This window comes from Glutamicibacter sp. NPDC090743, from assembly GCF_044769125.1.
Classification (GTDB): domain Bacteria; phylum Actinomycetota; class Actinomycetes; order Actinomycetales; family Micrococcaceae; genus Glutamicibacter.
Genome location: NZ_JBIVXE010000002.1, coordinates 36,570 through 48,512 on the forward strand (window position 1 = coordinate 36,570; position 11,943 = coordinate 48,512).

11 protein-coding genes and 1 pseudogene are annotated in these 11,943 nt (G+C 61.6%); 8 read left to right on the top strand and 4 right to left on the bottom strand.

The window, feature by feature from the left end:
• Positions 1-138: 138 nt before the first annotated feature.
• Both ACIQTS_RS03480 and ACIQTS_RS03485 read right to left on the bottom strand, forming a co-directional pair.
• Entirely contained in the window at positions 139-1,797 is a 1,659-nt protein-coding gene (locus ACIQTS_RS03480; RefSeq protein WP_402471270.1) for a BCCT family transporter, read from the bottom strand.
• Positions 1,798-1,841: 44 nt separating this feature from the next.
• On the bottom strand, positions 1,842-2,816 hold the full coding sequence (locus tag ACIQTS_RS03485; protein ID WP_402471272.1) for a flavin reductase: 975 nt from the start codon (positions 2,814-2,816) through the stop codon (positions 1,842-1,844).
• A gap of 128 nt (positions 2,817-2,944) precedes the next feature.
• Here ACIQTS_RS03485 and ACIQTS_RS03490 point away from each other — a divergent pair, with 128 nt between their 5' ends.
• From ACIQTS_RS03490 to ACIQTS_RS03520, 7 genes and pseudogenes are all read left to right on the top strand, one after another.
• The gene (locus ACIQTS_RS03490) at positions 2,945-3,643 is read left to right on the top strand and encodes a GntR family transcriptional regulator (RefSeq protein WP_105656184.1); all 699 of its coding nucleotides are present in this window, start codon (positions 2,945-2,947) and stop codon (positions 3,641-3,643) included.
• A gap of 30 nt (positions 3,644-3,673) precedes the next feature.
• Positions 3,674-4,342: an amino acid synthesis family protein gene (locus ACIQTS_RS03495; protein ID WP_105656183.1), complete on the top strand. Its 669-nt coding sequence runs from the start codon at positions 3,674-3,676 to the stop codon at positions 4,340-4,342.
• On the top strand, positions 4,339-4,890 hold the full coding sequence (locus ACIQTS_RS03500; RefSeq protein ID WP_133834116.1) for an amino acid synthesis family protein: 552 nt from the start codon (positions 4,339-4,341) through the stop codon (positions 4,888-4,890). The genes ACIQTS_RS03495 and ACIQTS_RS03500 overlap by 4 nt, the downstream gene beginning before the upstream one ends.
• A gap of 34 nt (positions 4,891-4,924) precedes the next feature.
• Positions 4,925-5,677: an alpha/beta fold hydrolase gene (locus tag ACIQTS_RS03505; protein WP_402471276.1), complete on the top strand. Its 753-nt coding sequence runs from the start codon at positions 4,925-4,927 to the stop codon at positions 5,675-5,677.
• 11 nt (positions 5,678-5,688) lie between these two features.
• A pseudogene (locus ACIQTS_RS03510) lies at positions 5,689-7,158 on the top strand (aldehyde dehydrogenase).
• A gap of 14 nt (positions 7,159-7,172) precedes the next feature.
• Positions 7,173-7,379 carry a tautomerase family protein gene (locus tag ACIQTS_RS03515; RefSeq protein ID WP_286172207.1) on the top strand — a complete coding sequence of 69 codons (207 nt, stop codon included), beginning with the start codon at positions 7,173-7,175 and terminating at the stop codon, positions 7,377-7,379.
• 30 nt (positions 7,380-7,409) lie between these two features.
• On the top strand, positions 7,410-8,456 hold the full coding sequence (locus ACIQTS_RS03520) for an LLM class flavin-dependent oxidoreductase (RefSeq protein WP_402471280.1): 1,047 nt from the start codon (positions 7,410-7,412) through the stop codon (positions 8,454-8,456).
• 68 nt (positions 8,457-8,524) lie between these two features.
• Here ACIQTS_RS03520 and ACIQTS_RS03525 read toward each other — a convergent pair whose 3' ends face one another.
• Positions 8,525-9,310, bottom strand: a complete 786-nt coding sequence (locus ACIQTS_RS03525) for a VOC family protein (protein WP_402471283.1) — start codon at positions 9,308-9,310, stop codon at positions 8,525-8,527.
• A 191-nt stretch (positions 9,311-9,501) separates the two neighbouring features.
• Between ACIQTS_RS03525 and ACIQTS_RS03530 the strand changes: the two genes are divergently transcribed.
• Positions 9,502-11,061, top strand: a complete 1,560-nt coding sequence (locus ACIQTS_RS03530) for a long-chain fatty acid--CoA ligase (RefSeq protein WP_402471285.1) — start codon at positions 9,502-9,504, stop codon at positions 11,059-11,061.
• Between the two features lie 6 nt (positions 11,062-11,067).
• On the opposite strand, the gene ACIQTS_RS03535 is transcribed toward ACIQTS_RS03530, so the two are convergent.
• Positions 11,068-11,862, bottom strand: a complete 795-nt coding sequence (locus tag ACIQTS_RS03535) for an enoyl-CoA hydratase/isomerase family protein (RefSeq protein WP_402471287.1) — start codon at positions 11,860-11,862, stop codon at positions 11,068-11,070.
• Positions 11,863-11,943 lie beyond the last annotated feature (81 nt).

Here is an 11,943-nt window from a genome sequence, read left to right on the forward strand (position 1 = left end):
CCGCCGCTTGCCGCATACTGCTAGAGGACACTCTACGTTTACAGACCCCGGCTCGGCCAACCCCCATGCTGGATTGAGGCAAATCCAAGGCTCCACCGGGGCCGCAATTCGCTGGGCCCAACTATTTCGCGGTGCTGCCTAGCCTGCTTCGTTGCCGTCTCCACTCGGCGCTGCAGCTTCCAGCAAAGGTGCCTGCAGGCGCGTGTCGCAGCGCAGCTCCCTCATAAGCGACATCCCCAGCAGCGTCACAATCACCGTGAACGGCACCGCCGAGAGGATGGCTGCCTGTTGCAGGGCCTCGAGCCCGCCCACCAGCAGCAACACGATCGCGCAGACGCCGGTGAGAAGTCCCCAGACCGCTAGGACCGGCCTCTTGGGGTACATATTTCCGCCGGAGGTCAGCGTGCCCAGAACATAGGTATTGGAATCCGCGCCGGTAATGAAGAACAGCACCACGAGAATTACTGTGAATGCCGAGGTCACTTCCGGTATCGGCAGTTCGGCCAGCATCGCGAAGAAGGTGCTGTTGGTGTCTTCCAACGTTGCCTGGCCGATCCCAGAGCTGCCGGTCATCTCCTGGTGGATCGAGGTGCCACCGAAAATGCTGAACCAGATGCTGAAGACCAGAGACGGGACACCCATCACCGCAAGAACGAATTCGCGAATGGTCCGGCCCTTGGAAATCCGCGCCAGGAAGATGCCGACGAAGGCGCCCCAGCTCAACCACCAGGCCATCATGAAGTACGTCCACCATTGCATCCACTGCAAGTCTTCGGCTCCAGAGGGAGTCAGCAGCGCCACGGCCGGGAACTCGCCCAGGAACTGCCCCATGGAACGGAAATAGATGTTGGAAATAAATCCGGTGGGACCGGAAACCAGGACGAAAACCCCGATGGCGGCGGCACCGATCATGGTGCCCTGGCTGAGCCATTTGATGCCCTTGCCAACGCCGGAAAGCGCCGAGAGAGTGAATACGATGGTAACGCCTGCAATGATCACGATCTTGACGAACAGATCCGTGGGAATCCCGAACAGGCTGTTCAGCCCCTCGGCGATTTGCGAAGCGCCCAAGCCCAGGGAAGTGGTCGTGCCGAAGAGGGTGGCCAGCACGGTGAACACGTCAATGGTCTTCCCGAGCCATCCGTCCATGGATTTTCCAAGAACTGGCCTGAGCATCACCGAGACGAGTCCCGAATTGCCCCGGCGGTGCGTCGAGTAGGCAATGGCCAGGCCGAACACGCCGAACAAGGCCCAGGCGTTCGGACCCCAGTCGAAGTACGAGAACTGCAAGGCCAGCACTGCCGCATCCATGCTTTCCGGCTCCGCCCGTCCGTGCGGAGGGACCATGAAGTGGCTCATGGGTTCGGCCGCGCCATAGCTGATCAACCCGATGCCCATCACGGCACCGAGAATCATCGCGATCCAGGCCCATGTGGAGAACTCGGGTCGGTCCGCGTCCTTGCCCAGCCTGATGCCTCCGTAGCGCGAAAAGGCCAGGAACAGCATCAGCACGATGCAGCCGAGAGTCACCAACAGGTAGCTCCAGCCAATGTACTGCGCTGACCAGGTGGATGCCCCGGACATCAGTTCATTGAGCCGGCCCGGTGCAATAGCCGCCCAGAGCACGAACACCACGACCAGCGCCAGCGAAACGAAAAGGACACTGCCCGGACGCTGGAGTTGCTTGTAGACCTGTTTCGATTCGTTCTTGTCCGCGGCCCGACGCAATTTGCCGCCGGTGAGCGTGGGCCCTCCGCGTGGCCCCTTGCCCTGCTTTTCGTTGGTTTCGGTTTTCATGGCTCTCACACTTCGTTGTATTGGAGGAATCTGCCGACGCCGGGCTATAGCGCGGTCAGTTCGGCGCCGTCGTAGAACCGGCCGGCCTTGTAGACCATCGGCTCAAGCTGGGCGACTTCGGAATGCTTTACCTTGGCGATGAACACGGTATGGGTCTTGGCATGGAAGCGCTCCTTGATTTCTGCTTCGATGGAAGCGGCCGAGCCATCGATCAGCGGGCTGCCGTTCGGCCCCTGATGCCATTCGAGCTCGGCGAACTTGTCATCACCCTTGGAAGCGAAGGTGCCCACGGTGTCGCGCTGCCCGTTGCTCATGATGTTGATGCCCAGATGGGTGGACTTGAACAGCGATGCATAGGTGCTGGTGGTCTTCTGCACGCACACCAGCACCAAAGGCGGCTCGAGCGAAACTGACACGTATGAATTTGCGGCTAGCCCGCGAGGCTTGCCATGTTCATCCATGGTGGTCACGACAGTCACGCCGGTAACGAATTGGCGGTTGAACCCCTTGAGCGCATCGAGATTCGGCACGCCGCTCAAATCGTCCACTACCACGCCATCATCCGTGGACTCGAAGGCGGACTTGAGCGATGGGACCCCCACGTCTTCGAGCAGCTCGCTCTGGTCCCAAGTCACCTGCTCCGAGATGATTTTCCCGTCCTGGATTTCCATCAGGTTGGAACCGCGGGTTTCCACGGTGTTGCCCGTGGCCGGCACACCCTGCAGATCGTTGGTGAACGTTCCGGTGGTGTGCCAGAAAATCGCGATGGACTGCTCCTGCTCATCCACGAGCAGATGGTCGATTTTTGTCACCAGATCAGGGAAGGCCTCCCGCACGGACAAAATCTCCTGCTTCAGCTCTCGGATGGTGGTGACGTTTTTGGATTTCTTGCTGATTCGCCGGAAGTCCGCGTGGAAGATCTCGTCCAGTGCATCGACCTGGCCCCGATCCCATGCCGCTTCCCAGGCGTTGACGAGTGATTCTTTGAAAGGCTGGAGTGAATTTACAATTTGTTGCATGCAAGAAATGCTAGCAAAGGTTGTGACTGAGTCAACATGTTTCAGGAAATTCTCTTAAATTTAGCGGATTCAAGGCAATTCCTTGAATTTCTGTTGCATACAAGAGAATCTATGGATAGAGTTCTTGTATGCAAGAGAGTTCAAGCGTGGAATCAAAAACCAGGAGCACCCCGGAGACGCCGTTGCTGGGCCGGCTCCGTCAAATGATCGTCACTGGAGTTGTTCAACCCGGAGACCTATTGGCAGAGACAGCCCTGGCGCAAGACTTCGAGGTCAGCCGTACTCCAATTCGAGAAGCATTGAAGCAGCTGGAGCGCGAGGGCCTAGTTGAGGTGCGTTCGCGGGTTGGAACATTCGTCAGGAAGCCCACCCAGCGCGAAATTCACGAGATGTTTTCCCTGAAGGAGGCCTTCGAGGGACTAGCCGCTGGCCTGCTGGCCAGACGTGGAGCCGTACCTGAATTGGAGCAGCTCAAGGAAAACGTTGCACGCAGCCAACGGGCCGTCGAGCGCGGCGACGCGGAACTCTATTCGCAACTGGTCCATGAATTCCACAGCACGTTGGTTGCCGGGGCTGACAACAGGAAGCTCACCGAGCACTATGACCTGTTGATGAACCAGCTGGCCTACCATCGCATCGTTTCGCAGACCCTGAGCTTGCCCGGGCGCTTGCAGAATTCGAAGGACGAGCACCAGGCAATCATCGACGCCATCAGCTCCAAAGATCCGTTGGCCGCAGAACTTGTGATGCGCAGGCATGTTGCCGCATCAAGCCAGTCGGCGGCCCTGGCCGCAATGAAAGAAGAAGACGAAGAACAACCGGGTTAGCCCCAAAATAGCCATGCAAAGGAATACCAGATGAATTCTCCACTGGCCCAGCCTCCTCAGCTCATTGATTTGAGCACCCGATCAACGCTCGAAGACTACCAGGATTTGGCCCAGGCCATTGGTTTGCGCAAAATCTCGTGCACGGTGGAAGAAGTTCCCCACCACGAATTAGGCAGCATCACCCGCGCGACCGCCACCGCAGTCATCCCCAATCCTTGGCTCGGCACTGGAACGTCGCAAGATTTATCCGAGCGGACCGAGGCCATCGCCCCATTGCTCGCCAAGCTGCTGTCGGATCGCCTGCTCAATGCCCTGGGCGGAGCCGAACAAGTTGAAGCTTTCGGCAAGGCCGCATTGGTTGGCAGCGATGGGGAATTGGAGCATGCCGGAGCGCTGATCCACACCCCGTTCTTCGGCAACCTGCTGCGCGAAGCCCTCGGCGGCACCTCGATCATCTGCTTTGTCGACGGCCGCGGCGTTCCTGGTGAATCCCTGCGAGTACCGATGTGGCATAAGACCGCAGCTGCCACCCGAACCCACTACCAAACCCTGGAGCTGTCCTTGCCCGATGCCCCGCATGCTGGCGAGATCGCGGTCATTGCCGCGGCATCAAGCGGCCCCCGGCCACATGCACGCATCGGCGATCGAACCACCGACCGAACGGTCACTTCCGAAATACTGAAGGGAATACAACTATGAACTACCGCAAACTGGTAACCATCGTCGAGGAAATTGCCACAGAGGGCGGACGCCCGGTGGATCCGGTAGCCCGCGTGGTCATTGTCGCCGCCGTATTCGACAACCCGTGGGCAGGGCAAGGATTCGTCGAGGACTTGAACCCGGGAATCGACTCGGTCGCCTCGGACCTCGGAGCGCTGCTGGCACCGCGGGTCATCGAAGCGCTGGGCGCCCCGCTCCAGGCCTATGGCAAGGCTGCAATCGTCGGCCTTGACGGTGAAGTCGAGCACGGCTCGGCCCTGATCCACACCCTGAAATTCGGCAACCACTTCCGCGACGCAGCCAAGGCCACCACCTTGCTGCCGGCCGTGGAAAAGCGCGGACAGGCCGGAGTGCAGTTCGACATCCCGCTCAAGCATTTCACCGATGCCACGATCCGCTCGCACCACCAGAGCGTCGAGGCCAGGATCGCCGATGCTCCGCATCCTGGCGAAATCCTGATCGCCCTGGCCGGCGCAACCCGTGGCCGGCCGCAGGAACGCCTGGCCCCGCTGTCCACCGAACAGTAGCAGAGCGCATCAGCCGGAACGGAGCGAAGCACGCATGACAAGCACGAAGCAGCCATTGGTTGTCCTCCTGCATGGAGTCGGATTGGACCGGACCATGTGGAAGCCGCTGCGCGAGCAGCTGGCGCACGAATCAGTGGCCCTGGACCTGCCTGGGCACGGGTTACGCCCGCCCCTGCGCAGCGAGCAGAATCTGGCGAGCTTGGCCGTCGATGTGCTCGAACGCCTTGAAACTCGCGACCCTGTGCATCTTGTGGGATTCTCGCTCGGTGCCTTGGTTGCCCAGTACCTTGCGCGCTTCGCTCCCGGGCGCGTGCTGACCTTGTCTGCGGTGAACTCCGTATGCCGGCGCACCGCCGAAGAGTCGACCGCGGTGGAAGAGCGCCTGGCTACCGCCGGCACGAACTTCTCCCAGGGAGTGGACCGCGCCATCGAACGCTGGTTCCCGGCCGCGGCCACCACGGTGGACGCGCAGCTCATCGAGGCTACGCGCCAAACTATGGCGGGCAACGATCTCGAATCCTATCTGCACGCCTACGCGGTTTTCGCCCGCGGTGACCAGGAGATTGCCGGCGAACTCGATGCGATCAAGCAGCCGACACTGGCCATCACCGGCGAGCTGGATCCCGGATCGACCCCGGAAATGTCCCGCCGGCTGGTTGCCGCTGTGCCGCAGGGGCGGCTGCGCATCATCCCCGGAGCACGGCATATGCTTCCGGTCGAGAATCCGCTGGCCTTGGCCGCGGAATTGAACAGTTTTTTCAGCGATAACGAAGGGAAACAGGCATGAGCGAGCGTTACATGCATTTCATCAACGGAGAGCACATCGCTCCCAGCGAAGACCGTTTCTTCACCAGCTCCAACCCGGCAACCCTCGAAGATCTTTACGAGGCCGCGCGCGGCAATGCTGAAGATGTGGACCGTGCTGTCAAAGCCGCCCATAAGGCATTCTCCGCGCCCTCGTGGAGCGCCCTGAGCGCCACCGCCCGTGGACATCTGCTGCGCCGCCTAGGCGATCTAATCGGTGAGAATGCCGAGAAGTTGGCCCGCTACGAATCCTTGGACAACGGCAAGCTGCTGCGCGAAATGCGGGGCCAGCTGGCCACCCTGCCGGAGTACCTCTACTACTATGCCGGGCTGGCCGACAAAGTGCAGGGTTCCCAGATCCCAAGCATGAATCCGGCGATTCTAAACTACACCCAGCGCGAAGCGCTCGGCGTGGTCGGGGCTATCACCCCGTGGAACTCGCCTCTGACTTTGACCACTTCGAAGATCGCCCCTGCGCTGGCTGCCGGGAACACTGTGGTGATCAAGCCCAGCGAATACACCTCGCGCACGGTGCTGCTGCTGGCTGAGCTGGCTGAGCAGGCCGGATTCCCTCCGGGCGTCATCAACGTGGTCACCGGGTTCGGGGCCGAGGCCGGCGCGGCGCTAGTCAGCCACCCACTGCTGGCCAAGATCTCCTTCACTGGTTCTACGGCCACCGGCTCGAAGATCGCCGCCGAGGCGGCCGGCCGCTTCATCGGCTGCACCTTGGAGCTGGGTGGCAAGAGCCCGAACATCGTCTTCGACGACGCCAACGTCGCCAACGCGGCTATGGGCGTGGTGGCCGGCATCTACGCCGCGGCCGGCCAGACCTGCATTGCCGGCAGCCGGGTCTTCGCCCACAGGTCTGTCTACGACGAGCTGCTGGAACGGGTTACCGAACGTGCCAAGTCCATTGTCATCGGAGACCCGCTCTTGGATGCCACCGAGCTAGGCCCGCTGGCGTTCGCCGACCAATTGGAAAAGGTCGCTTCCTATGTGAAGATCGGCGCAGACGAGGGCGCCAAAGTACTGGCCGGCGGCACCCGCCCCGAAGGCCTGGACCTGCCGGGCTACTATTTCTCCCCCACTGTGCTCACCGACGTCAATAACGACATGCGCGTGGTCCGCGAGGAGATCTTCGGCCCGGTGGCCGCGATCATGCCCTTCGAGCACGAAGACGAGCTGCTGTCCATGGCCAATGACACCGAGTACGGGCTGGCCGCCGGCGTGTGAACGCAGAACCTTGCCCGCGCCCATCGCATGGCCCGGAGGCTGGAGGCCGGCACGATCTGGGTGAACACCTACCGCGCGATGTCCCCGATGTCCCCTCGCCAAGGCTTCAAGAACTCGGGCGTCGGCATCGAGCACGGCCTCGAATCCATGAACGAATACACCCGCCTCAAGAGCGTATGGATCAACACGGACGAGTCCCCCGTCGCAGATCCGTTTGTGATGCGCGGCTAAGGAAAGGGAGCCCCATGCCACTGATCGATGTATCCATTGCCAAGGGCCGCAGTTCCCAGCAGCTGCGCGCCCTGATCGACGCCTTGCACCGGGCCGCCGAAGAAACCGTTGATGCGGCCCCCGAAAACATCACGGTCATCGTGCGCGAAGTCGATCATGAGCATTGGTCCCGGACCAATCAAACCATCGCCGAACGCAACAGCACCCAGGCAACTGCCTAAGGGCAGCAGAGCAACGAAAGAAGGACAGATATGCGCTTTTCACTGTTCATCCACATGGAACGCTATGACGACTCGATCAGCCACGCACAGCATTTCGAGAACCTCGTCGAACTGACTCAAATGGCCGAAGCCGGTGGCTTCTCCACAGTCTGGATCGGCGAACACCACTCGATGGAATACACCGTCTCCCCGAACCCGATCCCGCAGCTTGCTTACCTCGCGGCTCGGACCTCCACGATCCGGCTCGGAGCCGGCACCATCATCGCACCATTCTGGAACCCGATCCGAGCAGCCGGCGAACTCGCGCTGCTCGATGTCATCAGCAATGGCCGTGCCGAATTAGGCGTGGCACGCGGTGCCTACCAATTCGAATTCGATCGCATGACCGATGGCATGAAGGCCACCGACGGCGGTGCCTCCATGCAGGAGCTCATCCCCGCAGTCAAGAAGCTGTGGGAGGGAGATTACGCCCACGACGGTGAAGTCTGGCAGTTCCCGACGTCCACCTCGGTGCCCAAGCCAACACAAAAGCAGATCCCTGTCTGGGTTGCCGCCCGCAGCCCCGAGTCGCACGAGTATGCTGTGGCCAACGGGTGCCATGTCATGGTGACTCCGCTGATGAAGGGCGACGAAGAAGTCGAATCATTAGTCCAGAAGTACGAAGCCGCCATCTCTGCCCACCCGGAGGTGAAACAGCGTCCTGACATCATGGTGCTTCGCCACACTTATCTGCACTCCGCCAACGAGCCAGAGGCCTGGCGCCCTGCTGCCGAAGGCATCAACAAGTTCTACCGCACCTTCGATGCGGTCTTCGGCAACAAGGTGGAGCCGGTCAACGGATTCATCGATCCCAGCCCGGAGGAGAAGTTCTCTGAACGCGAGGAGTTCACGCCTGAGTCCCTGCACCGCACCGCAATGATCGGCACGCCGGACGTGGTTGTTGAGCGCCTGCGCCGCTACGAAGATCTGGGCGTCAGCGAATACAGCTTCTGGAGCGACAACGCCCTGAGCCACGAGGAAAAGAAACGCTCGCTGAAGTTGTTCATTGACGAAGTTGTGCCGAATTTCGTGAAGTAGGCTGCGGAGGACCAGCCCGAACCGAGGCCGCCGTGCATCCGATTTTTCGGTGCCGGCGGCCTTTGCCGTCAGGCTTCAGATTCCTGTTTGCGCGACGGAGCGATGATCGCGAACTCTGCGCCGGTGACGTCGCTGAGCACGGCCATGCGGCCAAAGTAGGAATCATGGGGCTCATGGATGGTCGTGCCGCCGAGCTTCTCGGCGAGCGCCACGGTCTGTTCGGCATCCGCCACCGCGAAGTAGGCGCGCCAACCGGCCTTGGAATCCGGATAGCTGGAGATGTCGAAGATTCCGGCCACCGCCTCGGAACCTTGGCCGTAGGTGTGGTAGCGGAATTCGTCCGTGTCCGAGACCGGGGACAGGCACCAGCCCAGTGCTACACGGTAGAAGCGGGCCACCGCCTCGAAGTGCCTGGTGTGCAGCTCGTTCCAGATGCGGGTGCCCGGTGCACGGCTGGCGGTTGTGTCTGCTGATTGGAATGCCTGGAAGAGTCCAACCCCGGTTCCCGCTGGATCCCCGATGATGGCCATGGTTCCCTGGCCGGGAATGTCGATGGGCTTGAGGTAGACCTTGCCGCCGTGCATCTTGGTGGCATAGGCGGCGGCGTGCACATCGGTCACATTCAGGTAGGTAGTCCAGGCATCTTGCACCTCGGAATCCGGGTCATTGGCAATGAAGCCGGTGACCATTTCCCCGTTGAGGTAGACCTCGGCATATCCCTCGTCGCGGGTTTCCTCGTCATGGCGGACTTCCCAACCGAAAAGCTGCCCGTAGAACTGCGTGGAGCCCTCCATGTCGCTGGTGAGCAAATCGACCCAGCACGGCTCGGCTCGAGGATCCTTTGGTGCCGGCATCGCTTCCCCATTCCACAATTCATCCAGCTCGTTTGGGCTGAGTCTATGTCCTTTTTACCCAGATCAGCAACGGAAATTTTCCATTGTTCAAGATATTTCGAAACTCAATACCTCGTACTGAACCGCAGTTCCAATATGGTTTAATGTGACACAACACACAATGCACTGCTGGGCGACCCGAGGAGTTCACCATGAGCGTTTCCACATCCAATCTCACTGTTTCAGTGGCGGCCATCCTCGCAGAAGGGGCTGCCCGCTACGGCGAGCTGAACGCCATCACCGTCGATGGCCGCAGCACCACCTATGAGCAGCTGTGGGAGCAGGCCCGGCAATACGCCGGAGCCCTGCAAGCCCAAGGCATCGAGGCGGGCGACCGGGTGGCCTTGCTCATTCCCAACGTCACGGACTTCGCCCGCGCCTACTACGCGGTTCTGGCCCTGGGCGCCGTAGCGGTACCGGTCCACGCGCTGCTCAAGGCGCGCGAGATCTCCTACATCCTGGAGGATTCCGAAGCCAAGCTGATGATCTGCGCCGCACCGCTGCTCGCAGAAGGAGCAGCGGGGGCCGCCGCTTCCGGGGTGCCGGTGCTCAGCGTGCTGGCTCCGGAGGAATCGGGCGCAATCCGGTTGGAAGACCTGGCCCGGAACGCCGCGCCGATTGGCACCTACCTGCCGCGCCGCCCCGAAGACCTGGCCACGATCCTGTACACCTCGGGCACCACCGGCAAGCCCAAGGGTGCGCTGGGCACGCATCTGGCGTTGATCGAGCAGACCCACACCACGTTGCTGAACACCATGGAATTGCGCCGCGGCGACAAGCTCTTCGGCGGGTTGCCGCTGTTCCACACCTTCGGCCAGACCTGCGTGCTCAATACCGGGCTGCGGGTGGGGGCCGAGGTCATGCTGTTACCCAAATTCACCGCCGAAGGGGCCCTGGAACTGTTGCTGGAGGCTGGCATCGACGTCTTCTTCGGGGTGCCCACGATGTATGTGGCCCTGCTCGAAGCGGGCAAGCAGCGCGAAGGGATGCCGGAAAAACTGCGCTACGCCATTTCCGGAGGGGCCTCGCTTCCGGTATCCATCCTCACCGCCTTCGAGCAGCGCTTCGGCGCGCGGATCCACGAGGGCTACGGGCTGACCGAGACCTCTCCGGTGGCTTGCTTCAACCATGTGGGCGTCGACCCGCGGCCCGGGACCGTGGGCACCCCGGTCTGGGGCGTGGATGTGGAAATCGCCGACCCTGCCTGCCCCGATGAAATCCGGCTGCTGCCGCGCGGGGAGCTGGGCGAGCTGGTGGTGCGCGGGCACAACTTGTTCTCCGGCTACCTGAACCGGCCCGAGGCCACGGCCGAAGCGGTGGTCGATGGCTGGTTCCGCACCGGGGATCTGGGAACCAAGGACGAAGATGGCTACCTGCGCATCCTGGACCGGACCAAGGACATGATCCTGCGCAACGGCTACAACGTGTACCCGCGCGAAATCGAAGAGGTACTGGTTTCCCATCCGGAGATTTCCAATGCCGCCGTGTACGGGGTGCCGCACGAAACCCACGGACAGGAGATTGCCGCCTCGGTGACCTTGGAGGCCGGCTCCACGCTGGGCGCGCAGGAGCTGGTGGCGTGGGCCAGCAAGCAGATGGCCGCGTACAAGTATCCGCGGCTGATCGAGATCGTCCAGGAATTCCCGCTGGGTCCCAGCGGGAAGATCCTCAAGCGCGAACTGGTTGCGCAGTTCACTGCCGAGCAGGACTAGCGAACACTACTGGGGCAGTCCACCGTAATCCGGTGTGCGGCGTGAGTAGAACGCGGATCTGCCTTCGGCCAGGTCCGCGTTCGCCCCGTTCTCTTCCCACATCGCTTCCCACCAGCCCTCGGTGGCTTCTCCCTGGCGCACCAAGTTGATTGCCTCATTGGTGCGCGCAATGGAATACGGCGAGTTCGCCGCCAGCTTGCCCAGCAATGCGGCCAGCTCTTCTTCGAGCCGCCCCTGGGCAATCACCCGGGTGAACATGCCCCAGCGTTCCGCCTCGGCAATGGAAATCTCCGCGCCGGAAAACAGCAGGTACTTGGCCCGGTGCTCCCCCACGGTACGCACCAGCCGTTCGATGCCCGGGCGCGGGAAAACCAATCCGATTCTTGCTGGGGTGATCGCCAGGCGCACGTTATCCGAGGCCAACTGGATATCGCAGGCCGAGGCCAGCTGCCAGGCCCCGCCAAAGCAATGGCCTTCCACCACCGCGATGGTGGTTTTCGGGCAGCCCACGATGATCTTGTCGAGCAGGTCGAAATGGTTGATCAGCTCCCCGTCCGCGTCCCGGTCGAAGAGCACCTGGTCCATCTCGTCGATGGCAATTCCAGCGCAGAAGTTCCCCGCCGCGCCGCGAACCACAATGGAACTGACCTCGTCGTTGGTCGAAAGGCCGGCAAAGGCGCCCACCAGCTGCAGGCACATGTCCTTGGTGAGCGCGTTGAGTTGGCCCGGGTTATCCAGCAGCACTACGGCAGTGGACCCGGCTATTTCTACGCTGACCCGTGCTTCATTGTCCTTGCCCATCAGGTTCCTCCCAGTCGCGTGCAAGCTGCAGAAGTTCGAGGGGCAATAGCAATGCCCCCACTTCGCAATCTATCGCGAAAT